This window comes from Pseudomonas sp. ACN5 (genome assembly GCF_002303975.1).
Lineage (GTDB): Bacteria > Pseudomonadota > Gammaproteobacteria > Pseudomonadales > Pseudomonadaceae > Aquipseudomonas > Aquipseudomonas laurylsulfatiphila.
Map to the genome: position 1 here is coordinate 66259 of NZ_MRCP01000006.1, position 24635 is coordinate 90893.

The 24635-nt window shown below is 59.9% G+C and carries 22 protein-coding genes; 10 read left to right on the plus strand and 12 right to left on the minus strand.

Going from position 1 to position 24635, the window contains the following annotated elements; genetic code table 11:
- Positions 1-267: 267 nt before the first annotated feature.
- The 6 genes from BSF40_RS12975 to BSF40_RS13000 all read left to right on the plus strand — a co-directional run bounded on the left by BSF40_RS12975 (position 268) and on the right by BSF40_RS13000 (position 7946).
- Positions 268-1791 (plus strand): fumarate hydratase, encoded by a 1524-nt coding sequence (locus tag BSF40_RS12975; RefSeq protein ID WP_015096634.1) that lies wholly within the window; start codon positions 268-270, stop codon positions 1789-1791.
- A 144-nt stretch (positions 1792-1935) separates the two neighbouring features.
- Complete coding sequence (locus tag BSF40_RS12980; RefSeq protein ID WP_095965421.1) at positions 1936-3702, plus strand: ATP-binding protein; 1767 nt, start codon at positions 1936-1938, stop codon at positions 3700-3702.
- The gene (locus BSF40_RS12985) at positions 3696-5021 is read left to right on the plus strand and encodes a sigma-54 dependent transcriptional regulator (RefSeq protein ID WP_095965422.1); all 1326 of its coding nucleotides are present in this window, start codon (positions 3696-3698) and stop codon (positions 5019-5021) included. The genes BSF40_RS12980 and BSF40_RS12985 overlap by 7 nt, the downstream gene beginning before the upstream one ends.
- A 290-nt stretch (positions 5022-5311) precedes the next feature.
- The gene (locus BSF40_RS12990; protein ID WP_007978480.1) at positions 5312-6631 is read left to right on the plus strand and encodes an MFS transporter; all 1320 of its coding nucleotides are present in this window, start codon (positions 5312-5314) and stop codon (positions 6629-6631) included.
- Between the two features lie 223 nt (positions 6632-6854).
- Positions 6855-7046 (plus strand): hypothetical protein, encoded by a 192-nt coding sequence (locus BSF40_RS12995; protein ID WP_095965423.1) that lies wholly within the window; start codon positions 6855-6857, stop codon positions 7044-7046.
- Between the two features lie 270 nt (positions 7047-7316).
- Positions 7317-7946, plus strand: coding sequence for a flavin reductase family protein (locus tag BSF40_RS13000; RefSeq protein ID WP_095965424.1), 630 nt, complete (start codon positions 7317-7319; stop codon positions 7944-7946).
- Here BSF40_RS13000 and BSF40_RS13005 read toward each other — a convergent pair whose 3' ends face one another.
- Both BSF40_RS13005 and BSF40_RS13010 read right to left on the minus strand, forming a co-directional pair.
- Positions 7947-8177 (minus strand): hypothetical protein, encoded by a 231-nt coding sequence (locus BSF40_RS13005; protein WP_015096640.1) that lies wholly within the window; start codon positions 8175-8177, stop codon positions 7947-7949. It lies immediately after the preceding gene.
- Positions 8178-8218: 41 nt separating this feature from the next.
- Positions 8219-8572 carry a putative quinol monooxygenase gene (locus tag BSF40_RS13010; protein WP_095965425.1) on the minus strand — a complete coding sequence of 118 codons (354 nt, stop codon included), beginning with the start codon at positions 8570-8572 and terminating at the stop codon, positions 8219-8221.
- Positions 8573-8910: 338 nt separating this feature from the next.
- Between BSF40_RS13010 and BSF40_RS13015 the strand changes: the two genes are divergently transcribed.
- Positions 8911-9840, plus strand: a complete 930-nt coding sequence (locus tag BSF40_RS13015; RefSeq protein ID WP_095965426.1) for an AraC family transcriptional regulator — start codon at positions 8911-8913, stop codon at positions 9838-9840.
- A gap of 135 nt (positions 9841-9975) precedes the next feature.
- Here the strand turns inward: BSF40_RS13015 and BSF40_RS13020 are convergent, their stop codons facing one another.
- The 6 genes from BSF40_RS13020 to BSF40_RS13045 form a co-directional block, all read right to left on the minus strand.
- On the minus strand, positions 9976-11031 hold the full coding sequence (locus tag BSF40_RS13020) for an ABC transporter ATP-binding protein (protein WP_095965427.1): 1056 nt from the start codon (positions 11029-11031) through the stop codon (positions 9976-9978).
- 18 nt (positions 11032-11049) lie between these two features.
- On the minus strand, positions 11050-11898 hold the full coding sequence (locus BSF40_RS13025; RefSeq protein WP_007978496.1) for an ABC transporter permease: 849 nt from the start codon (positions 11896-11898) through the stop codon (positions 11050-11052).
- Positions 11895-12803 (minus strand): ABC transporter permease, encoded by a 909-nt coding sequence (locus tag BSF40_RS13030; RefSeq protein WP_095965428.1) that lies wholly within the window; start codon positions 12801-12803, stop codon positions 11895-11897. Before BSF40_RS13030 ends, BSF40_RS13025 begins: the two co-directional genes overlap by 4 nt.
- A gap of 165 nt (positions 12804-12968) precedes the next feature.
- The gene (locus tag BSF40_RS13035) at positions 12969-14072 is read right to left on the minus strand and encodes an extracellular solute-binding protein (protein ID WP_007978499.1); all 1104 of its coding nucleotides are present in this window, start codon (positions 14070-14072) and stop codon (positions 12969-12971) included.
- A 297-nt stretch (positions 14073-14369) separates the two neighbouring features.
- Complete coding sequence (locus BSF40_RS13040; protein ID WP_095965429.1) at positions 14370-15818, minus strand: aldehyde dehydrogenase family protein; 1449 nt, start codon at positions 15816-15818, stop codon at positions 14370-14372.
- Entirely contained in the window at positions 15815-17452 is a 1638-nt protein-coding gene (locus BSF40_RS13045) for a 5-guanidino-2-oxopentanoate decarboxylase (protein WP_095965430.1), read from the minus strand. The genes BSF40_RS13040 and BSF40_RS13045 overlap by 4 nt, the downstream gene beginning before the upstream one ends.
- 159 nt (positions 17453-17611) lie before the next feature.
- Between BSF40_RS13045 and BSF40_RS13050 the strand changes: the two genes are divergently transcribed.
- Entirely contained in the window at positions 17612-18487 is an 876-nt protein-coding gene (locus BSF40_RS13050; protein WP_095965431.1) for a LysR substrate-binding domain-containing protein, read from the plus strand.
- Positions 18488-18555: 68 nt separating this feature from the next.
- On the opposite strand, the gene BSF40_RS13055 is transcribed toward BSF40_RS13050, so the two are convergent.
- From BSF40_RS13055 to BSF40_RS13065, 3 genes are all read right to left on the minus strand, one after another.
- A complete protein-coding gene (locus BSF40_RS13055) occupies positions 18556-19578 on the minus strand; it encodes an alpha-xenorhabdolysin family binary toxin subunit B (RefSeq protein WP_095965432.1) in 1023 nt (340 codons plus the stop codon).
- Between the two features lie 28 nt (positions 19579-19606).
- Entirely contained in the window at positions 19607-20836 is a 1230-nt protein-coding gene (locus BSF40_RS13060; RefSeq protein WP_095965433.1) for an alpha-xenorhabdolysin family binary toxin subunit A, read from the minus strand.
- 417 nt (positions 20837-21253) lie between these two features.
- On the minus strand, positions 21254-22132 hold the full coding sequence (locus tag BSF40_RS13065) for an MBL fold metallo-hydrolase (protein ID WP_095965434.1): 879 nt from the start codon (positions 22130-22132) through the stop codon (positions 21254-21256).
- 227 nt (positions 22133-22359) lie between these two features.
- On the opposite strand from BSF40_RS13065, the gene BSF40_RS13070 reads away from it, so the two are divergent.
- Together BSF40_RS13070 and BSF40_RS32720 are read left to right on the plus strand one after the other, a co-directional pair.
- Positions 22360-23265, plus strand: a complete 906-nt coding sequence (locus BSF40_RS13070) for a LysR family transcriptional regulator (protein WP_207258483.1) — start codon at positions 22360-22362, stop codon at positions 23263-23265.
- A gap of 205 nt (positions 23266-23470) precedes the next feature.
- Entirely contained in the window at positions 23471-23647 is a 177-nt protein-coding gene (locus tag BSF40_RS32720) for a hypothetical protein (RefSeq protein ID WP_172435705.1), read from the plus strand.
- Positions 23648-23656: 9 nt separating this feature from the next.
- On the opposite strand, the gene BSF40_RS13080 is transcribed toward BSF40_RS32720, so the two are convergent.
- The gene (locus tag BSF40_RS13080; RefSeq protein ID WP_095965437.1) at positions 23657-24553 is read right to left on the minus strand and encodes a helix-turn-helix domain-containing protein; all 897 of its coding nucleotides are present in this window, start codon (positions 24551-24553) and stop codon (positions 23657-23659) included.
- Positions 24554-24635: the final 82 nt, after the last annotated feature.

The following is a 24635-nucleotide window of genomic DNA, read 5'->3' on the forward strand; positions in this document are numbered from 1 at the left end:
AGCTCCTACAGGGGCCAGGTACGACAATGAGACCAAGGTTTGACCACTGGCGCGTGTGCCGCTCAACGAGGCGCGGTATACTGCCGCGCCTTTTTAGCGTCGCGCCAGCATGCCCGGCGTGCCTTGTGACCCTGAGGGTCAGCCTCAAGCCTCAAGCTTCAAGCGGCAAGTTCAGAGCGGAACGCGTACTGCTTCAGCTTGCCGCTTGAAGCTTATGGCTTGAAGCTGCCCCATTGAATGTTCCCGTCTTTTAGAGGAGCGCGACTCATGACCGTGATCAAGCAAGACGACCTGATTCAGAGCGTTGCCGACGCCCTGCAGTTCATTTCCTACTACCACCCCGTGGATTTCATCCAGGCGATGCACGAAGCCTACCTGCGCGAAGAATCGCCAGCGGCCCGTGACTCCATGGCGCAGATCCTGATCAACTCGCGCATGTGCGCCACCGGCCACCGCCCGATCTGCCAGGACACCGGCATCGTCACCGTGTTTGTCCGTGTCGGCATGGACGTGCGCTGGGATGGCGCCACCATGGGCCTGGACGACATGATCAACGAAGGCGTGCGTCGTGCCTACAACCTGCCGGAAAACGTCCTGCGCGCTTCGATCCTCGCCGACCCGGCGGGCGCTCGCAAGAACACCAAGGACAACACCCCGGCAGTCATCCACTACTCCATCGTTCCGGGTAACACCGTGGAAGTGGACGTGGCGGCCAAGGGCGGCGGTTCCGAGAACAAGTCGAAAATGGCCATGCTCAACCCGTCCGACTCGATCGTCGACTGGGTGCTGAAGACCGTCCCGGAAATGGGTGCCGGCTGGTGCCCACCGGGCATGCTCGGCATCGGCATCGGCGGTACCGCCGAGAAAGCCGCCGTCATGGCCAAGGAAGTGTTGATGGAATCCATCGACATTCACGAGCTCAAAGCCCGTGGCCCACAGAACCGCATCGAAGAAATGCGCCTGGAGCTGTTCGAGAAGGTCAACCAGCTGGGCATCGGCGCCCAGGGCCTCGGTGGCCTGACCACCGTGCTCGACGTGAAGATCATGGACTACCCGACCCACGCCGCTTCGCTGCCGGTGTGCATGATCCCGAACTGCGCCGCCACCCGTCACGCACACTTCGTGCTTGACGGTTCCGGCCCGGCCTCGCTGGAAGCGCCACCGCTGGACGCCTACCCGGAAATCGTCTGGGAAGCCGGCCCGTCGGCCCGTCGCGTCAACCTCGACACCCTGACCCCGGAAGACGTGCAGAGCTGGAAGCCGGGCGAAACCGTCCTGCTCAACGGCAAGATGCTCACCGGTCGCGACGCTGCGCACAAGCGCATGGTCGAGATGCTGAACAAGGGTGAAACCCTGCCGGTGGACCTCAAGGGTCGCTTCATCTACTACGTCGGCCCGGTCGATCCGGTCGGTGACGAAGTGGTTGGCCCGGCAGGCCCTACCACCGCGACGCGGATGGACAAGTTCACCCGTCAAATCCTCGAGCAGACTGGCCTGCTGGGCATGATCGGCAAGTCCGAGCGTGGCCCGACCGCGATCGACGCGATCAAGGACAGCAAGGCCGTGTACCTGATGGCCGTCGGCGGCGCCGCTTACCTGGTCGCCCAGGCGATCAAGAAGTCCAAGGTGCTGGCGTTTGCCGAACTGGGCATGGAAGCGATCTACGAGTTCGAGGTCAAGGACATGCCGGTGACCGTTGCAGTCGACAGCAAGGGCGAGTCCGTACACATCACCGGTCCTGCCATCTGGCAGAAAAAGATCAGTGAAAGCCTGGCGGTGGAAGTGCAATAAACGGCACTGATGTCTGCTGAAAAAACCGGTTTGTCGGCGACGACAGGCCGGTTTTTTTTCGGCTGGATCTCGATACTCCGGCGAGAGCAGAGCGCCCTTCGCATGCTATGGTGCCTTCCCCTATTTTGGCCTGTTGCTCACTGCATGTTGCCGACCTCCCGAACCCTGCGCCTGGCGCTCTACACCCTGCTCATCATCGCCGGCGCCGCCATCGCCGCGACCCTGGCCATGCGCCACGCCGCGCGCCAGTCAATGGTCGAAGACGCCGCCCGAGCCAATCAGCAACTGGCGCTCTATGCCACGTCGCTGCATACCCTGATCGAACGTTACCGCGCCCTGCCCGCCGTGCTGGCGCTGGATCCGGAGTTGCGCTCGGCACTCAAGGGGACGGTGAGCCCCGGGCAGCAGGATGCGTTGAACCGCAAACTGGAAAAGATCAACGGCGCCGCCGAATCCTCGACCCTGGAATTGCTCGATCGCACCGGCCTCGCCGTAGCGGCGAGCAATTGGCGTTTGCCTAGCAGTTATGTCGGCCACAACTACGGTTTCCGTCCCTATTTCAACCAGACCCGCACTCAGGGCACCGGGCGTTTTTACGCGGTAGGCGTGACCAGCGGGATTCCCGGCTACTTCCTCTCCAGCGCGGTCAGCGATGACGACGGGCAGTTCCTCGGCGCCATGGTGGTGAAACTGGAATTTCCCGAACTGGAACGCGAGTGGCGCCAGGGCAGCGACACGCTGTTGGTCAGCGACGCGCGCGGGATCATCTTCATCGCCAACCAGCCGGGCTGGCGCTATCGCCTGCTCAAGCCGCTCGGCGACAGCGATCACGCCGAACTCAAGGCCACCCGCCAATACGACAAGCAGCCCCTGACACCGCTGGAGTTTCAATCGTTGCGGCGTTTCGACGACAACAGTGACCTGGTCCGGGTCGATGGCCCGGACGGCAAGGCGGACTACCTGTGGGAGTCCCTGCCGCTGACAGCCGAGGGCTGGACCCTGCATCTGCTGCGGCGCCCGCAAGTCGCCTTCGAAGACAGCCGCAATGCCGCCCTCGCTGCTGCCGGCTTGTGGCTGACCCTGGTGTTCCTGCTGCTGTTTCTCAATCAGCGCTGGCGTCTGGCCAGACTGCGTCAGCGCAGTCGCGAAGAACTCGAACGACTGGTAGAAGAACGCACCCGCGACCTGCGCACCGCCCAGGAGGGCCTGGTGCAGTCGGCCAAACTCGCGGCGCTGGGGCAGATGTCCGCTGCCCTGGCCCATGAGATCAACCAGCCGCTCACCGCCCAGCGCATGCAGTTGGCGACCTTGCGCCTGCTGCTCGACCACGGCCGGGTCGACGACGCCTACAAAGCGCTCAAACCGGTGGATGAAATGCTCACGCGCATGGCCGCCCTCACCGGCCACCTGAAAACCTTCGCCCGCAAAAGCCCCAGCGGTTTGCGCGAACGCCTGGACCTGGCGACGGTGGTGGACCAGTCGCTGCAACTGCTCGACACCCGGCTGCGCGACGAACAGGTCAGCACTGTGTTGCACCTGACCCGCCCGGCCTGGGTGCGCGGCGATGCGATTCGCCTGGAACAGGTGCTGATCAACCTGCTGCGCAACGCCCTCGATGCGATGCAGGACAAACCCTGCAAACGCCTGGAAATCCGCCTCGAAGCCGACGAACAATTGTGGCGCCTGAGCGTGATCGACAACGGTGGCGGTATCGCCGAAGAGAACCTGTCCAAGGTGTTCGATCCGTTCTTCACCACCAAACCGGTGGGCGATGGCCTGGGCATCGGTTTGGCCGTATCGTTTGCCATCGTTCACGAATCCGGCGGGCGCCTGACTGCCGACAATCATGACAAAGGTGCCGTGTTTACCCTGACCTTGCCCATCGACCAGGAGGTGCATGAACCATGCTGAACTCAGTGATGGTGGTGGACGACGAAAGCAGCATCCGCAGTGCCGTCGAGCAATGGTTGAGCCTGTCGGGTTTCGAGGTGCAGTTGTTCAGCCGCGCCGACGAGTGTCTGGCGCAGCTACCGAAGCACTTTGCCGGGGTGATTCTCAGCGATGTGCGCATGCCCGGCATGACCGGCCTGGAACTGCTGGCCGAGGTGCAACGCCGGGATGCCGACTTGCCGGTGATCCTGTTGACCGGCCATGGCGACGTACCGATGGCCGTCGAGGCCATGCGCGACGGCGCCTACGATTTCCTCGAAAAGCCCTTCAGCCCGGAAACCCTGCTCGGCAGCCTGCGCCGCGCCCTCGACAAGCGCCGGCTGGTGCTGGAAAACCGCGCACTGCACGAGCAGGCGGACAACCGCGCCAAACTCGATGCCACGCTGCTCGGCGTGTCCCGTGGTCTGCAAACCCTGCGCCGGCAGGTGCTGGACCTGGCAGCCCTGCCGGTGAACGTGCTGATTCGCGGGGAAACCGGTAGCGGCAAGGAGCTGGTCGCACGCTGCCTGCATGACTTCGGGTCGCGAGCCGACAAGCCCTTTGTCGCACTCAATTGCGCGGCCATCCCCGAGCAACTGTTCGAGGCCGAACTGTTCGGTCACGAGAGCGGTGCGTTCACCGGGGCGTCCGGCAAGCGCATCGGCAAACTCGAATACGCCGACGGTGGCACGCTGTTTCTCGATGAAATCGAAAGCATGCCGCTGGCCCAGCAGGTGAAATTGCTGCGGGTGTTGCAAGAGCAGAAGCTTGAGCGACTGGGTTCGAACCAGAGCATTCGCGTGGATTTGCGCATCATTGCCGCGACCAAACCGGACCTGCTCGACGAAGCCCGGGCCGGACGTTTTCGCGAAGACCTGGCCTATCGCTTGAACGTCGCAGAACTACGACTGCCGCCCTTGCGCGAACGCCGTGAAGACATCCCGCTGCTGTTCGAATCCTTCGCCCAAAACGCCGCCGAACGGCTGGGACGTAAATTTCCACCGTTGAGCGGTGCGCAGTTGAGTCACCTGCTGAGCCACGACTGGCCAGGCAATGTGCGCGAACTGGCGAATGTCGCCGAGCGTCAGGTGTTGGGGCTTGGTGAGCCCGTACCGGCAGGGATCGAGCCCGGTCAGTCACTGGCGGCGCAGCAGGAGGCCTTTGAAGCACAGTGCCTGCGCGCGGCGTTGACCCGGCACAAGGGTGATGTCAAGGCGGTGCTTGAAGAGCTGCAACTACCCCGGCGAACCTTCAATGAAAAGATGCAGCGGCATGGGTTGAGCAGAGAGATGTTCCTGTAGCGTCTGAACTGGCCTCTTCGCGGGCAAGCCCGCTCCCACAGTGGGTCTGTGTACGCCGAACATTGTGGGAGCGGGCTTGCTCGCGAAGAGGCCGGCAAAGGCAATATAAATACCCCTCCTGTTAAGCAAATTTCCGCTCATCACCCACCAAAAATAAGCGGATTTCCGCTCACCAAACCTTCTTCCCCCCTCTAAACCGGCCCTCTCACCCTTGGCACAGCTCCTGCTATAGCCCCTGCAGGCTGCGTTTAAACGCGCTCCACAAAAACAATTAAACGAAGGATCCTTCAATGGATAACTCCAACTCCCTGCCGCTTGGGTCGGCTGCCGTGCCGGCCAAAGAAAGAACCACGTCCAGCCGCATCAAATCGATCTTCAGCGGTTCGGTCGGCAACATGGTCGAGTGGTACGACTGGTACGTCTACGCCGCCTTCTCCCTGTACTTCGCCAAGACTTTCTTCCCCAAGGGCGACACCACCGCCCAACTGCTCAACACCGCCGCGATCTTCGCCGTGGGTTTCCTGATGCGTCCGATCGGTGGCTGGCTGATGGGGCTGTATGCCGACAAGGTCGGGCGCAAAAAGGCCCTGATGGCCTCGGTGTACCTGATGTGCTTCGGTTCGCTGCTGATCGCCCTGAGCCCGAGTTATGAAGTCATCGGCATCGGTGCGCCGATCCTGCTGGTGTTCGCGCGCTTGCTGCAAGGCCTGTCGGTGGGCGGCGAATACGGCACCTCCGCCACTTACCTCAGCGAAATGGCGACCAAGGAACGTCGCGGCTTCTACTCCAGCTTCCAGTACGTGACCCTGATCTCCGGCCAGCTCATCGCCCTGGCGGTATTGATCGTGCTGCAACAACTGCTGACCACCGAAGAGCTCTACGCCTGGGGCTGGCGCATCCCGTTCGCCATCGGCGCGCTGTGTGCCGTGGTGGCGTTGTACCTGCGTCGCGGCATGGAAGAGACCGAGTCCTTCACCAAGAAGGAAAAAGCCAAGGAAAGCGCCATGCGCACCTTGATGCGTCACCCCAAGGAACTGATGACCGTGGTCGGCCTGACCATGGGCGGTACCCTGGCGTTCTACACCTACACCACGTACATGCAGAAATACCTGGTGAACACTGTCGGCATGAGCATTTCCGACTCCACCACCATTTCCGCCGCCACGCTGTTCCTGTTCATGTGCCTGCAACCGATCGTCGGCGGGCTGTCGGATAAAATCGGTCGCCGGCCGATCCTGATTGCCTTCGGCATCCTGGGCACCCTGTTCACCGTGCCGATCCTCACCACCCTGCACACCATCACGACCTGGTGGGGCGCGTTCTTCCTGATCATGGCGGCGCTGATCATCGTCAGCGGCTACACCTCGATCAACGCCGTGGTGAAAGCCGAACTGTTCCCGACCGAGATCCGCGCCCTGGGCGTGGGCCTGCCGTATGCACTGACCGTATCGATCTTCGGCGGCACCGCTGAATACATCGCGCTGTGGTTCAAGAGCATCGGCATGGAGACGGGTTACTACTGGTACGTGACCGCCTGTATTGCCGTGTCGTTGCTGGTGTACATCACCATGAAAGACACCCGCAAACATTCGCGGATCGTCACTGACTGATCACCGACCGGCGCTCACCGCAACGGTGAGCGCCGGGCCCTTCGCGGACGGTTTCGCGAAGGGCACCATTCGTCTCCCCCTCCACCAGGATAATCATCGGTTAATGCACCGGCAGCAGCCTGCAGCTGAGTGCATCCAGATCGACAGGACGCACGTATATCCGTTACAGGCCTCGAAGGAGTGCCTGAACGTACCCATAGCGAACGTACCTGGAGTACCTGCCATGAAAACCCGATTGATCCTTGCCCTGACCCTTTCCGTGCTGGCTGCCAATGCCTTTGCAGCCGACGGCTACGACAAGACCGGTTCGGCCTCCTACGGCTCCGGCACCAGCGCGGCCATCGAACGCAACCACTCTGACGCCTATGCCTCTGACGGTTTCGACAAAACCGGCAGCGCAGAAGCTATCGGCTGAATGTGGAGGGAAATTCACAGCCCGGCTTCGGCCGGGCTTAGTCTTTTTTGGAGGAACACAAAGCCTGGTAATCACATAAAACCTGTGGGAGCGGGCTTGCTCGCGAAGACGGCGGCAGATCCAACATCAATGTGACTGGCACACCGCTTTCGCGAGCAAGCCCGCTCCCACAGAGCGATCTAGTCATTCCAGGTACCGAATCCGACTGGAAATCTGCGGCGCGTGCTTGCACCATGCACGTCTCCCCGCCAGCTCTGGAAATTCCACCCAATGCCCGACGACATCCACTTCTACGAACCCGCCAACGGCCACGGCCTGCCCCACGATCCGTTCAACGCCATCGTCGGCCCGCGCCCTATCGGCTGGATCTCTTCTCAGGATGCCGAAGGCCGCTTGAACCTGGCGCCCTATAGCTTCTTCAACGCCTTCAACTACATTCCGCCGATCATTGGTTTTTCCAGCGTCGGACGCAAAGACAGCCTGAACAACATCGAACAGACCGGCGAGTTCGCCTGGAACCTGGCCACCCGTCCGCTGGCCGAGCAGATGAACCAGAGCAGCGCCATGGTCAGGCCTGAGGTCAACGAGTTCGAACTGGCCGGCCTGACGACCGTTGCCTCGAAAGTCATTCAGGTGCCACGGGTGGCCGAAAGTCCGGTGTCCTTCGAGTGCAAGGTCACGCAGATCATTCAGTTGCAGCGAGCGGACGGCAATGTGGTGCCGAGCTGGCTGATCCTCGGCGAAGTGGTCGCCGTGCATATCGCCAAATGGCTGTTGAAGGATGGGGTATACGACACCGCCGCGGCAGAACCGATTCTGCGCGGCGGCGGGCCGGCGGATTATTTCCAGCTGGGGCCTGAGGCTTTGTTCAAGATGTACCGCCCGGGGGCGGTGAAGTGATCACCAGAGCAGGTCGGCGTCTTCTTTGACGTCCTTGAGGTGGGTCAGCTCTTTGGCCGCTGCCAGGTCGGCGTCATGGGCGGTCTTGAAGATCTGGCCTTCCAGCACTTTGTGAAAACGCGGAGCGCCGGAACCACCCAGCGCCTTGACGGCGATAGCGGCGTGGTAACCACCCTCGCCCGGTACTACAGCGGAAACAGCTTCGAAGTGATCAAAGGCTTTACGTGCCATGTCGCGCATCCTGGCTGATTGAGAATGCCGTCATTAAACCCTCAACCGGCCAGTTTGTGTACCTCCAGTGCGGACTGTCCCAGGGCCTGCGCCGCCGAGACATCCTTGAAGGTGTGGAAATCCAGACTGTTGACTACCAGTTCCTGCACCAGCTCGGCAAAAATCTCCATCGCCGGCGTGCTGAAGTACGCGGTCATGGCCTGTTGATCACTCCAGAAACCGGACACCAGCCACAACTCCGGATCGCATTGCGAATGCTGCAAGCTAAAGCTCAGGCAGCCTGGCGCTGCGCGGGACGGTTCGATCAGGGCGCTGAGACGCACACCGAGTTCCGCAGAGCGCCCGGCGCGCGCTCGAACGAAGGCCATATGACTGACGGGGATTTGCGTGGACATGTTCAACCCTCCCGGGGAGTCGCGTGGCAGCCGGGGGACGGGCTGCGACAGGATCAAAGGTTAAGGGCCGCGACGCCTGTCTCGTTAGTCGATTCCTGCCGGTGCATTGCACAATCCTGCGAAACTGCACGACAAGCCTGTAACAAGCTGTAAAACCCTGTCACGGTTCTGCCATACGAGTTTCAAGCAAGTTCTTGCGGCACAAGGCTCTAGTGGCTACACCGCCGGTCGCCACCATGCAGAATCAGGCAAGCATCCGGCAGGATGTGTCTACCGCTGCCACTTGCACAAACATATGCTCTGCTCCATTCCCTCCATGCCTGCCGAGGATGCCGCGCATGTCGTCGCTCGATCACTTTCAAGCCCCGCTGGACACCGACATGGAAAAGCAGCGCGCGGAACTGGCGGCGATCATCCGCCGCAACACCGCCGAAGATGGCAGTTATGCCACGGCCATCGGCTCGCTGTTCATGTCCCGCCACAGCCAGTCCCACGAGTTTGCCCCGGTGCTTGCGCAACCGGCACTGTGCATCATGGCCCAGGGGCGCAAGGAAGTTCAGTTGGCCAACGAGTACTTCAACTACGACCCGTTGAACTACCTGGTGGTCTCGGTCTCGATGCCGCTCAGTGGACGGGTGGTGGATGTCTCGGCCGAGGAACCGATCCTGGCCCTGCGCCTGGACATCGATCCGGCGGAAATCACCGCGCTGATCGCTGACGCCGGCCCCCTCGGCGTGCCCACCCGGCCGACCGGGCGCGGGCTGTATGTCGAGCGGCTCGACACCGCCATGCTCGATGCTGTGCTGCGCCTGGCACGGCTACTGGACACGCCGAAAGACATTGCCATGCTCGCGCCGCTGATTCGCCGGGAGATCCTCTATCGACTGCTGCGCAGCAAACAAGGGCATCGGCTGTACGAAATCGCCATCGCCAACAGTCAGAGCCATCGCGTCAGCCAGGCGATCAAATGGCTCAATGGCCATTTCGAACAGCCGTTGCGCATCGATGATCTGGCGAAGGAAGTGAACCTGAGCGTGTCGACCCTGCATCACCGCTTCAAGGCGATGACGGCGATGAGTCCGTTGCAGTATCAGAAGCAGTTGCGCCTGCAGGAAGCGCGGCGGTTGATGCTGGCCGAAGGGCTGGAGGCTTCGGCGGCGGGGTATCGCGTCGGGTATGAAAGCCCTTCGCAGTTCAGTAGGGAGTACAGCCGGTTGTTCGGGGCGCCGCCGTTAAGGGATCTGGCGCGGTTGCGGTTGACGGTTTGATCCGGATCCAGTGGTGCGGCGGCTGACGCCTTCGCGGGCAAGCCCGCTCCCACACTGGATTTGTGAACGCCACAAGTCCAATGTGGGAGCGGGCTTGCCCGCGAAGAGGCCAGCTCAGGCGCTACAAGTTCTGGATCAGGCCCCCAGTACCCGGCAAGCCTCCGCCGGCAAGGTCACCGACACCGGGTGACCAACGCTCAAACCAAAGCCCTGGCACGGCGTGCTCAGCGCGGTAAACGACACCCCGGAACACTCCACCGTGGTCTCGATGGTCGCGCCGATATCGCGCACGAAGGTCACCTTGCCCAGCAAGCGGTTGCCCGCCGTCGCCTGTGGCGCCGACAGTTGCAGATCTTCCGGACGAATCAGCATCTTCACCTTTTCCCCTGCCGCAACGCTCGTGCAGATCGGCACTTGCAGCGCATCGCCACCCGGTAGGCTGACCTTGCCGTTGCCCAGCGCCGTGGCCGGGAAGATGTTGCCCGAACCGATGAAGTCCGCGACGAATTCGTTGGCCGGGTGCCGGTAGATTTCAATCGGCGTACCCACTTGCTGAACCCGGTGTTCACCCAGCACGACCACGATATCGGCCATGGTCATGGCCTCGCGCTGGTCGTGGGTCACCATGATGGTGGTGATGTTCAGGCGCTGTTGCAGTTGACGGATTTCCACCTGCATCGATTCACGCAGCTTGGCGTCCAGCGCCGACAACGGTTCGTCGAGCAGGAGGATTTTCGGGTGATTGGCAATCGCCCGGGCAATCGCCACGCGCTGGCGTTGTCCGCCGGAGAGCTTGGCCACCGGACGATCGATCATCGCTTGCAACTGGATCAGTTCCAGCAACTCCACCACCCGCGCCTGCTGGTCAGCCTTGCTGACTCCGCGCAGTTTCAGCGGATAGGCGATGTTCTCGCCCACGGTCATGTGCGGGAACAGCGCCAGGGACTGGAACACCATGCCGAAGTTGCGCAGGTGCGCCGGGGTGTGGCCGATGTCTTCACCGTCCAGGCGGATCTCGCCGCCGGTCAGGGTTTCAAGGCCGGCAATCATGCGCAGCAGCGTGGTTTTGCCACAGCCCGAAGGGCCGAGGAAACACACCAGTTTGCCCTCGGGCAAATGCAGGTTCACATCGGTTACCGCGCAGGCCGAGCCGTAATGTTTCTCGACGTTTTCCAGAATCAGACCAGACATTTGAAGTACCTCAAGAAATCAGAACGAAACGCCACCTTCACCAACCAGCTTCTCCAGCGCCCAGATCAGGACGAAGTCGATCAGCACGATCAGCACGGCAAACGAAAATACGGTGGGGTCGAGCGAAGACACGGTGCGGCTGTACATCCAGATCGGCACGGTCATCACATCGATGGTGTAGAGGAAGTAAGTCACGGTGAATTCGTTGAACGAGACGATGAACGCCAGCAGCATGCCCGCCAGGATCCCCGACTTCATCAACGGCACCACCACATCGACAATCGCCCGCAGCGGTGAAGCACCGAGCATCTGCGCGGCCTCCTCGACTTCGCTGCCGATGGAGAGCATCGCTGCCGTGCAGTTCTTCACCACGAACGGCAGTGCCAGGATCACGTGGGCAATCACCAGGCGCGAGGTGGTCATGTGGAACGGCAGGCTGTCGAACACCAGCAGCAATGCCAGCCCCAACACCACCATCGGGAACACCAGCGGCAACGACATCAGTTGCAAGGCCACGGCCTTGCCGCGGAACTCGCAACGGGTCAGCGCGTAGGCCGCCGGCACTGCGATGATCGTGGCGAAAATCATGGTCAGGCAGGACACCAGCAGGCTGGTGCTCATGGCCTGGCCGAGGCTCAGCACGTCGCTGGCGTCCGGCGACACGAAGGTGTGCCAGGCGGCCTTGTACCATTGCAGGCTGTAGCTGCTCGGCGGGAAGTCGAGGTTCGACGCGCCGCTGAACGACATCACGATCATGGTCAGGATCGGCAGCACCGCCAACAGCAGGATGAAGCCCGAGAGGATGCCGGCGAACTTGCCGGTCTCGCCGGGCAACAGCCCATAACGTTTCTTGGTCAGGGTACTCATTGGGAAGCCTCCAGCATGCGCCGACGACGGCCAGTGACGTATTCGGACAGGGTCATGATCGCGAGGGTGGTGACGATCAGCACCACGCCGGCAGCGGATGCGGCAGGCCAGTTCATCAACGGCGCGATCTGGTCATGCACCATCACCGCCAGCATCGGCACGCGCCGGCCACCGAGCAGCAAGGGCACCACGAAACTGCTGGCGTTGTAGGCGAACACCAGGGTCGCACCGGTAATGATCCCCGGCAGACTCATCGGCAACACCACCTGGCGGAACACCTGGAAGCGACTGGCGCCGAGGGTGGCAGCGGCTTCTTCGTAGCTGCGGGCGACGCCGCGCATGGCGCTGGCGATCGGCAACACGGCCAGCGGGAAGGCGGTTTGCACCAGGCCCATCAACACACCGTTCTGGTTGTACAACAGCATGATCGGGCGCTTGATCAGGCCCAGGCCCATCAGGGTCTGGTTGAGCATGCCGCCTGGGCCGAGGATCACCAGCCAGCCGTAGCTTTGCAGCAGCAGGTTGACCAGCAACGGCAGCAACACCGCCGCCAGGAAGATCCGTCGCACGAACGGCGAGGTCAGGCGCGACATGGTGTAGGCCACCGGGATCGCCAGAATCACTGCGATCACCGCGCTGATCAGCGCCAGGCGCAGGGTCAGCATCAGGGATTTGAGGTAATAGGGTTCCAGCAACTGGGCGTAGCTGGCCAGGCTGAACCCGGACCATTCCGCGCCTTTGGTGCCCACGCTCATGCGCAGTACCAAGAGGCTGGCGGCAATCAGTACGCCAAGAAACAGCATCGACGGCGAGAGGAAAAGCCAGGCGCGCGTCGTTGGCGAAACACCCCGAGCGGCGCGCACGGGAGCGGCACTCACCGGATGGGTCAGAGGTTGGTGTTCCATAGCAAAGGGTCTCGTCAATGGAGGATCAATGGCACACGGAAGCGGGGTGTCACCCCGGCCCCCCGTAGGAGCGAGCTTGCTCGCGAAGGACGTGAAGGCGCCGCGCTCATTCAGGCAGCCCTCGTCATCGTTAACGTCCATCGCGAGCTAGCTCGCTCCTACAGATCAGGAAGAAAAGATTTCCGTGTAACGACGAATCCATTGGTCATGCACAGTCGCCAGGAAGGCGTTGTCGTGCATGATCGCCTTCTCGGCAATCTGCTCCGGCGTGAGGATGTACGGGCTCTTGCGCGCTTCGGCGGAGATGATCGCCTTGGCGTTGACCGGGCCGTTGTAGATGTCTTCAGCCATCTTGCCCTGCACCAGTGGGTCCAGGGAGTGGTTGATGAAGGCATAGGCCATGTCGGTATCGCCCGGACGGTTCTTCGGCATCACCGAGAGCATCAGGTCGGTGTAGAAACCTTCCTTCATGCCAAAGGTCGCGCCCAGGCCGTAGTTCGGATCGCGGATCTGTTTCGGGAAGAACGCCGGTGCGTACAGGCCACCCATGTCCAGGGAACCGGTGCGGAACAGTTCGGCGATCTGGTTCGGGTTTTCACCCAGGGTCACCACACGATCTTTCAGCTCGGCGAGTTTCTTGAAGCCAGGTTCAATGTTGTGCTCGTCACCACCGGCCAGTTTGGCGGCGATGATGATCAGGTCCATGGCCTCGGTCCAGTTCGGCGGCGGCAGGAATATGTTCGGCGCCGCGTCGGCATCCCACAGGGAGGCGTAGCTGGTCGGAGCTTCTTTCTGGGTGCGGGTGCTGTAGACCAGACTGTTGCACCACAGCAGGTAACCGATACCGTGGCCATTGGCGCCGGTGCGGTATTTCTCCGGTACATCGACCAGGTTGGGAATGCGGTTGAGGTCGGGTTTTTCCAGCAGGTTGGCGGCGGCCAGACCTTCGGCGCCAACGCCTGCCAGGGTGATGATGTCGTACTGCGGACGATCACCGCCGGCCTTGAGTTTGGCGACCATTTCCGAGGTACTGCCGGTGCGGTCAGCGATGACCTTGCAGCCGTACTTGTCTTCGAACGTCGCGGCGATGTTGCGCAGTGCAGCCAGGCCGGTGTCATCGGACCAGGTGAGCAAACGCAGGGTCTTGCCGGCAAAGCGTGTGTCGCTGGCATTGGCCTTGATGAACGGCATGCTCATGGCTGCCGCTGCAACCGAGGCTACGCCCACGGTCTTGATGAATTGACGTCTGTTCAGATCATGCTCGCCCATTACGGACTCCCTTTGTTTTTGTAGGTATAAGGCAGGTCGAAACTGTTGCATCCGCGCGACCGGATCAGCGTTGGCCCCTCTATTTTCGGGGGGTTGGCTGAGCCAGCAAGTTCATCCTGAGGTTGTGTAAAACAGCTGACTATCGATAAAAACTCATTGAAGCCATGACGCCAGTGCATGCCTCATGTAGGAGCGAGCTTGCTCGCGATGGGTGCACTGGCGCCGCGTACATTCAGGCGCCCCACATCATCGTTGACGTCCATCGCGAGCAAGCTCGCTCCTACACAGTGATCGGTGTCAGACGGCCCGGATCACGTGTTTGATTTCCTGGAAAGCCTGCAAGCCCCAGGGCCCCAATTCGCGGCCGATGCTGCTCTGCTTGTAGCCGCCCCAGGCGGTCTGCGGGAAGATCACCTGCGGTGCGTTGATCCACACAAGCCCCGCCTGCAAAGCATTGGCGACGCGGTCGGCGGTCTCGGCATTGCGCGTGACCACACTGGCGACCAGGCCGAACTGGCTGTCGTTGGCCAGGGCAATCGCCTCGGCTTCAGAGGCGAAACTGCGCACGCAGATCACCGGGCCGAAAATCTCTTCACACCACAACGCACTGTCGAGGGGCACTTCGGTGAAAACTGTCGGCTGCAAAAAATATCCGCGCGGCAGGTCCGCCGGGCGATTGCCACCGCAAACCAGTTTGGCGCCGGCGCTCAAACCACGATCGATGTGGCCCAATACGCGCTGGTATTGCGCCTGATTGACCAGCGCGCCCATTTCCACGTTGGGGTCGAACGGGTCGGCCACGCGAATCGCTTCGGCACGGGCCTTCACGCGGCTGAGGAATTCATCGGCCAGCTCATCGGCGACCAGCACGCGGCTGGTGGCGGAGCACATCTGCCCGGCGTTGAAGAAACCACCGCCGCAAGCCACTTCCACCGCCAGGTCGAGATCGGCATCGGCCAGCACCAGCAGCGATGATTTGCCGCCCAGTTCCAGGCTCACGCCTTTGACGGTTTCCGCCGCCCGCTGCATGACCTGCACGCCAACGGCGTTGCTGCCGGTGAAGGAAATTTTCGCGATACGCGGATCCGCCGACAATGGCGCGCCAACGGCCAGGCCGGTGCCACACACCAGATTGAACACGCCCGCCGGCAAGCCGGCTTCTGCGATGATCGTTGCCAGTTCCAGCTCTGGCAGCGGCGTGACTTCCGAAGGCTTGAGCACCACGCAGCAACCGGCGGCCAGGGCCGGGGCGAGTTTCCAGGCGGTGGTGACCATCGGGAAGTTCCACGGCACGATCAGGCCGACTACGCCGCACGGCTCGCGGCGCAAACGCGCACTGAAGTCGTCGCTCGGCAATTCGATGGCGCTGTCCTGTTTCGCGTCCAGCCCTTCAGCCAGACCGGCGTAGTACTCGAACGTGGCGATCACGTCATCGACGTCGATCGCGGCTTCGAATTGCGGCTTGCCGTTGTTGCTCGACTGCAAGTGCATCAGTTTTTCACGGTTGGCCTGCACGCCCGCGGCAATTTTGCGCAGGATGGCAGCGCGTTCGGCGCCGCTGGTTTTCGACCAGCCGGCGAACGCCTGGGTCGCCGCACTCACCGCTTGATCAACTGCACGCTCATCGCCGCCATTGACCGTGGTCAACAGGGCTTCGGTCGCCGGGTTGATCACGCGCAGGTGTTCATTGCCGGCCGACCATTGGCCGTTGATGTACAGGCCATCCAGGGTAGTCGGGAACGTCATTTCGACACCGCCTTCATCCACTCGGCCTGGTCGATTTCAATCAGGGTCGGGCCCTGGCGATCGTGGGCCACACGCAATGCGCCGCGCAATTGCTCGACACTGCTGACGGCTTCGGCCGCACAGCCCAAGGCCTTGGCTACACCGATGAAGTCCGGGGTGTAGATGTCCACGCCGACCGGCTCGATGGCACGGTTGACCATGTATTTCTTGATCTCTTCGTAACCCTGGTTATTCCACAGCAGCACGATGACCGGAGTGCGCGCTTCAACGGCGCTGGCCAGTTCCGGCAGGGTGAACTGCAGACCGCCGTCACCGATCAGGCACACCACTGGCGGGCGAGCACCGTCTTTAGCGCTGCCGCCGAGCCAGGCACCAATCGCCGCCGGCAAGGCGTAACCGAGGGTGCCGTAACCGGTGGACGAATTGAACCAGCGACGCGGACGCTCCGGGTTGAACGTCAGGTTGCCGGTGTATACCGGTTGGGTCGAATCACCGACGAACACCGCGTCCGGCAGCTCGTGCAGGACGGTTTCAAGGAAACGGGTCTGGGCCAGGGTCGGTGCGTCCCAGGTGGTGGCCAGGTCTTCACGGAGACGAGCGGCCCGTACCTGGCCCCAATCGTTGCCGCGTTCGGCCAGAGACTTGTGCGACAAGGCGCTGAGCAAGGCCTGGGCGGCGTTGCGCGAGTCGGCCACCAGCGCCACGTGCGGCGGGTAATTGCGCACGGTCTGGTCCGGGTCAATGTCCACGCGCAGCAACTTGCCAGGAATCTCGAAGCCACCGGCGAAGGTCACGTCGTAGTCGGTCTCGGCCAGTTCGGTGCCGATGGCCAGGACCACGTCGGCCTCGGCGACCAGCGCCCGGGTGGCGACCAGGCTCTGGGTCGACCCGATCAGCAACGGGTGGCCGGAGGCAAGCATGCCCTTGGCATTGATGGTCAGGGCGACCGGCGCGTCCAGCAACTCGGCCAGCGCAGTCAGCTCGGCCGCCGCGTCGATGGCACCGCCACCGGCGAGAATCAGCGGACGCTTGGCGTTGGCCAGCAATTCGGTCATGCGCGACACGGCACTCGGCGAAGCACCGGCGCGGTCGATGTTGACCGGCAGGCTGCTGAGCAGCTCGTCAGCGTCTTCGACCAACACGTCCAATGGAATTTCAATGTGCACCGGACGCGGACGGCCTGCCTGGAACAGCGCAAAGGCGCGAGCCAGCACAACCGGTAATTCCGACGCCGACATCAGGGTGTGGGAGAACGCCGCGACACCGGCGCACAGTGCGCCCTGGTTCGGCAGTTCATGCAGCTTGCCGCGACCGCCGCCCAACTGGCTGCGCGATTGCACGCTGGAGATCACCAGCATAGGGATCGAATCGGCGTAGGCCTGGCCCATGGCGGTGGTGATGTTGGTCATGCCAGGGCCGGTGATGATGAAGCACACGCCGGGTTTGCCGCTGGTGCGGGCGTAGCCGTCGGCCATGAAGCCGGCGCCCTGCTCATGGCGCGGCGTCACGTGGTTGATGCTCGAACGGGCCAGCCCGCGATACAGCTCCACGGTATGAACCCCCGGAATGCCGAACACCTGCTCGACTCCGTAGTTTTCGAGTAACTTGACCAATACTTCGCCGCACGTCGCCATGTCTTTGCCCTTTTTGTTCGTTTGAGACGCCGGGCATGCGCTGTGTTTATGATGGATTCGCAGGCCCGGGAATGGCCTCATTGGAACGGGCGACACGTAGCCGCAACAATGGATAAAAAGTCATACTAGCCATGTCCTCACGTCATACCTTGGATCCCAATGAAACGACTGCCTCCCCTGCCGGCGCTGCACACTTTTCTGATTACCGCGCAGTGCTGCAATTTCACCCGGGCCGCCGAACAACTGCACATCACCCAGGGCGCAGTCAGCCGGCAGATCGCCGGGCTGGAAGATCACCTGGGTTATGAGCTGTTCATTCGCCAGGCCCGAGGCCTGGACCTGACTGCCGAAGGACGGGAGTGGTTGCCCCGGGTGCAGCAGATCTTCGGCCTGATCGACGAGGCCGTGGAACAGATCGGCGAGAAGCGCGAAACCCTGCAACTCAAGGCACCGACCTGCGTCATGCGCTGGTTGCTGCCGCGCCTGCTGCAATGGCAAAGGGAGCGCCCGGACGTGCCGGTGGAACTGACCACCACGGTCAAGCACGGCGTGGATTTTCATCTCGAGCAGTTCGATGCGGCGGTGATGTACGGCGCACCGCCGGACCATTCATTGATGTCGCAAAAACTCTTCGATGAACAACTCACGCCGGTGTGCTCCAGACCGATGCTCGAAGGCCCCATGCCCCTGCAGACACCCGCCGATCTGCAACAACACCTGCTGCTGCACCCAACCCGCGATGAACGGGACTGGAAGGCCTGGTTGAAGGCCGCGGATGTGAATTTGACCAATGTGGGCAAGGGCCAGCATTTCGAAACACTGGACCTGGCGATGTCGATGGCGTCCCAGGGAACGGGGGTGGCGATTGGCGACTGGTCGCTGATCGGCGATGACCTGAGTGCCGGGCGGCTGGTCACGCCATTCGAATTGAAGGTGAAAACAGGTCTTGCGTATTACCTGGTGTTCCCGGAAAAACCCGGGCCTTCGCCCAAACTGCGCGAACTGATGGAGTGGTTGGTGGAACAGGCGCGATGAACCTTGGCGTTGGCCCATTCAATCGGACAGGCCATGCGCGAAGCATGGCCTTTTGCTGATATCACCACTCAGCTTTTTTTGATGGACTTCAAGTAATTCAAGAATACTTCAAAACGCTCGGCAGTGCCCTTCAATGTCGGCACATCTGCGATCGATTTGGGGTTGTTTACCCGGAGAAAATCCGAGTATGCCTCAGCGACCTTTGCGACTTGCTCCGACCAACTTGAAAGTACCGAATCCAATGCGCCCAGTTCATCCAACGCACCGAGCTTGCGCTGCAACTCGCATACTTGTAATTGATCCGACTTGATGCTGGCGTTCAGCTCGTTCATTCTCTCACGCACTGCGTCCCGCGCTTGGGCGAGGTCGGTGAATTGACGCCCCCGGTCGAGCGCTTCAAAGTTACCTTGAAGCTTGTTCAATACTAGCTTCAAGAATTCCTTATCCGGTTTCCCGGTGGCAACCAACTTTATTGCGGCCTCGATTTCTTCTGCACTTGGCAGCAGACTACTGACAATATCCCGCCAGCCCGGGGCCTTGAATTTCTGGATAGCGTCGTCGATAAACTGCTTATCCTTCTTTAACGTCTCCAGGTCGCCCTCGTCAGCCCCGATGCGCTGTTCAATAGCGTTCACTTCACTATCAAAGGTACGACGTAAACTAATGGTTGACTCGGCAAAACGGGTCGCAACAAAATCTTCGGTTACCCGAACTAAATATTTATTGGCAACCACTAATGCGATCTGAGACTCAGCAACCCGTGCGACCCCATGCTCCAGCATCCGACTAACGTGCTCATCTTTCTGCAAGGCAGTCAATGCAATATTGCTATTCAGTTCCTCAATACTCGCCAACGTTTCTTCCAAGCCAGAGTTGGCCAATAACGCAGTAACCTTCTTGACATCATCAAACAACTGCTGATGTGCATCATTCAGCTCACTACTGACACTCAATAATTTCTCACGTGACGAGGGCAAAAAATCAAATCCGCCGTCACTCACACTCATATTCAATCGATCCTTGGCACGTCTCATTGCGCCGGTATCGGGCACCACATAATGATTACTTGTAATAGTTTCATGGTCTTTCATAGCAGAGTTCCTCCTTGAACCATAGTATTTACTTACCCTCAACAACCTGATTAAAAACCGTAGACAGCGCGTGAGCATGCCCTTGAATAGTTCTCCACGGATTAAAAATCGCCTGAAGGTTCAGCACCAACAAAATCAAATCCATCTCACTCGCGCCGTCTTCGAACCCTTCCAAAGACACACCCAGACTATTCCAGACAATACCGAGTACATCCTCAATGCATTTGATACCAATTTCAGCATCTTTCATTAATGCATGCATCTCGGAAAAATTTGTCGTCAGCGTTATTAAACTTTGAGACAGGCGAGCAGCCGACATCTGAACAACCAATCGATTCTTTTGCTCTAGCAATTCATTTTTCTGCGCTCTGGTTTTTTCAGCTTCGGCGCCGAATATACCGCCTGTCACTATCAGACCCAGTGGACCGAATACCAAACCAGCAAAGGCATACCCTACCTGATAGTCATACTCTGTTTGCTTTTCAGCAATTGTCTCATCAAGCTCTTTTATTTGTTTACGAAGTGCATCAACACCTTCATTTTTGTCGATGTTCGCCTCATCGACAGCGTTCATTTTGAGTGAAAGCCTGATCAATAACTCGTCCGATATCTTTCGAGAAAACTCAATAGCCAAAGCATTGACATCAGCAACCGCAAGGTAAAATTCCGCAACATCTTTTCTTGCAAACTTAAGGGCCCTATGGAGGCTTTCAACACGCTTTGTTTCGGTACTACTCAGTGGAATTGACGCTAGTTGTTTTTTTTCATCATCACTCAGTGAATCTATATTGCCTTCCACGCGCCTGTAGGTTTCGGATGCCTTCAAGAGATTGATGATCGCCGATCCGCTTTCAAAAAAATTTCTGGCAAACAAGTCCAGTCTGTTTCCGATGTTTTTAGTCTCTCGCTCCAAGGTTGCCCAAGATAAAGCATGCGAATGAATTTCCTGATAGAACTGCTGCATGCTTGTCGGTTCAAGCAGCGGATGCCCTGCGTTTTTGTACCCAAGATAATTTTCAATATCACCGATATTGACTGGCAACGAAAGCCCAGCACGAACATAACGCTTAATCATTACCACATGATTTTTTTTGACAATAAATGTTTCATCATCAATATTTTCCGCCTTTTTTTCAAAGTATTGCACAGGTACAAATCTGGCAGCATCAACTATGCTATTAATACCTTCCAACTGTGAAAGAACCTGTTCCCCCGTGACCTCCAATTCCTTGGCAGCCGTCTCCAGATCAATTTCCATATATTCCCCACGATTGAGTTAATATTCATACGCATCACAAAGCAACGAATAGAGCTCATGACCATAGAATAATACCCCCCCAACAACCGACCTACTATCATCCGCCCACACCAAACTACGTAGGACTTATCACCACCGATTAAAAATCGCTCAAATAAAAACAACCTCAAACCCAACTACATCAGAGATATTTATATACCCCACCAATACACATGGAACTTTTATCATTTATGCGAACTCTCAAGACGTTCAAAAAACGCCCACACAACAAAAAACACGAAGTACATTTCATTGTCGACGGGGAAAATGACCTGAGCTTCGAGCTACTATTGAATTTTATGTTTCCTACACAAACACCCCGAACATTCGAGGTGTTTGTACAAGTCTATTCCCACCTGCGTGGGAACAATTAACGACTTACCACTTCATCTCGCCCTTGGCGACTTTGGCGCTCAGTTCCAGGGAGCTTTCATCGCCCAGTGCCGGGAAGCGTTTTTTCATTGCCGCAATCAGTTCAGCAGAATCCCTGGCCTTGGCAGTTTCTTCGTCGAAGGCCTTGATGTAATTGGCGGTGAACTGCACGGCTGCCAGGGAGCGACCGCTCTCGCCGAGGTAATGGCCCGGCACCACGACCTGCGGTTTCAGGGTTTCAATGGAATGCAGCGTAGCCAACCAATCGGCATGGGACTGCGGCGTTTGCGTATCGGCCATCCACACGTGGATGTTTTGCGCCACCACAACACCACCGACGACCGCCTTGATCGACGGAATCCACACAAAGCTGCGATCCGGTTGCGGCCCCTCAAGTCCAAGCACCTGCAACTTCTGTCCTTCAAGGACCAGGCTGTCGCCCTTGAGCACGTCCGGCACGATGGTTTTGGCCGGCATATCGGCGCCCATTTTCGGCCCCCAGAAAGCCAGTTTGCCTTCGACGGTTTGCTTGATGTGATCAACGGTTGGCTGCGAGGCGAGGACCTTGGCCTTGGGGAACGCGGCCGTCAGGGTGTCGAGGCCGAAGTAGTAGTCCGGGTCGCCGTGACTGATGTAGATGGTGGTCAGTTGCTTGCCGCTGGCGCGGATTTTTTCCACCACCTGCTCGGCCTGGGATTTGCCGAATTGGGCATCCACCAGAATCGCTTCCTTTTCGCCGCTGACCAGCACCGAGGTCACCGGGAAGATGGCTTTTTCGCCAGGGTTGTAGACATCCAGCGTCAGGGTCGAGGCGGCTGCATGGGCGGCGAAGCCGAGGGCGGCACTGGCCAGTAAAACGCGCTTGAGGGTGGTGAAACCGATCATTTGTTGCTCCGTTGTCCGAATGCCGTGCTTGGCGGATGCCCTTTTTTGCAGGAGCGAGCTTGCTCGCGATGGTCGCAAACGATGACGCGTATTTATCGGGGGATACGCGGTGTATTTGAATTCATCGCGAGCAAGCTCGCTCCTACAGGGGAACAGAGCTTAGTTGCCTGACTCGGTACAAAAAATGCGATGCTTGAACATAGTTTGTTTCTGAAAGCGGGCAAATCATGGATCGTCTTCAAGCAATGCGTGTGTTCGTCACGGTGGTCGACCTCGGCAGCCAGTCGGCCGCCGCCGATCACCTGGAGCTGTCACGGCCGGTGGTGTCGCGGTATCTGGCGGAACTGGAAGATTGGGTTGGCGCGCGCCTGATGCATCGCACCACACGCAAGTTGAGCCTGACCGCCGCCGGCAACGAGATCCTGCCCCGCTGCCGGCAGATGCTCGACTTGTCCAGCGACATGCAAGCCGCCGTCAGCGAACCGGACGACGCACCGCGCGGCCTGCTGCGGATCAGTGTCAGCACCTCGTTCGGTCAGGCGCAACTGGCCGATGCCATGGCCGCGTACGTCAAGCGCTACCCCGGCGTCAGCGTCGACATGCAGATGCTCGACCGCACCGTGAACCTGGTGGATGAGCGCATCGACCTGGCGATCCGCACCAGCAACGATCTGGATCCGAACCTGATCGCCCGCCGCCTGACGGTTTGCCGCTCGGTGATCTGCGCTTCCCCTGCTTACTTGCGCGAACATCCGGTGCCGCAACGGGTCGAGGACCTGAGCCTGCACAATTGCCTGACCCACTCCTACTTCGGCAAAAGCCTCTGGCATTTCGAGCAGGACGGCGAGCAGGTTTCAGTACCGGTGCAGGGCAACATCAGCGCCAACGAGGCCAGCACACTGTTGCGCGCAACGATCGCCGGCGCCGGGGTGGCGATGCTGCCCACCTACCAGGCCGGCGTGCACATTCACAGCGGCGAATTGATTCGCCTGCTGCCGGCGGCCGAACCCCGGCAAATGAACGTGTATGCGGTGTATGCCTCACGCAAGCACATGCCGGTGGCGCTGCGCAGCTTGCTGGACTTTCTGGTGCTCAGATTTCCGGAGGTACCGGAGTGGGATGTGGGCCTGTAACCCGATCAATATGTGGGAGCGGGCTTGCTCGCGAAGAGGTCGGTACATCCGACGCAAATTTTGTGCATGAAATACCGCCTTCGCGAGCAAGCCCGCTCCCACAGGGGGCATCAGTATTCTGAATACCGCGCTATTGCTGGCAACCCACCAGCGCTGACCTATGCTCAAAGTAATACCGAAAGGTATTGGTTCAGAGGTCAACGCCATGAACATCAGAACAAGAAGATACCTCGCGATCTTCATCACCTGCGCGGTCACGCTCGGGCTGTATGGCGCTGCCGCCTGGCGCGTCGAGCAACTGCGCAACCAGCCCCGTGAAGCCGCGAGCTGCAACTTCGAGCGCTGCATCCCCCACAACGCCACCCTCAACGCCCTCCGGTAACGAAGGGGGTCAGGCTTCGTTGTCCTGATCGGCCTTCAAGCGGTCACGGAAGGCCTTGGGCGAAATCCCCACACGACGCCGGAACAGGCGCGTGAAGTTGGTCGGATCGGAAAACCCCAACACGTCGGACATTTCATAAATGGTCATGCTGGTGTAGGTCAGCAAGCGCTTGGCCTCCAGCAATTGCCGTTCGTGCATGATCTGCAACGCCGGTTGCCCCGCCAGCTCACGGCAGGTGCCGTTGAGGTGCGACACGGAAATCCCCAGCCGGTGCGCCAGATCCTCGACCTTGACGTGCTGGCGATAAGTCTCTTCCACCAGTTGAATAAAGCCGTTGAGGTATTCCCGGGCCCGCTGCGGTCGCGCCATGGCGGTGCGACGCTGGATCACCTGGCGGCTGACCCACACCACGATTACGCTGACCAGCGAATGCATGAGCATTTCCCGCGCCGGTTGATGGCTGTTGTATTCGCTCTGCAGGGCACTGAACAGGCTGTTGAGGTACTCGGCGTCCTTGCCTGCCGGGTAACTTTCGGCCTGGGCCAGGGCATTGACCGAGTGTCCCAACTGCATCTGCAGATGGGCGATCAGCGGCGCGGCCAGGGTCACGACAAAGCCCTCCACGTCTTCGCAAAAGCGAAAGCCATGAACCGACAGCGGTGGCAGGATCTGGATCCCCGGTTCCACCAGTTGCGTACGTTGGCCTTCGATTTCAAGCTCTGCCTGACCTTTGAATACGAAGAGCAGTTGGCATAAATCAGCGTGGCGGTGGGGTTTGATTTCCCAATGATGTTCGCGGCTGCGTTTGGAAATGGTCTCACAGTGCAGCAAGTCCGGGGTCGGCCAATCCAGGCTTTCACCGTAGAGCTTGAACACCGGAATCGAAGGCAGGTCAGGCTTGTTCATCACTTCAATCCAGGCCTCGGAGTTTGATGGCGGGCGATAATCGCACCGATTGGCAGAATGTACAGCTTTCGGCTCAGTTTTC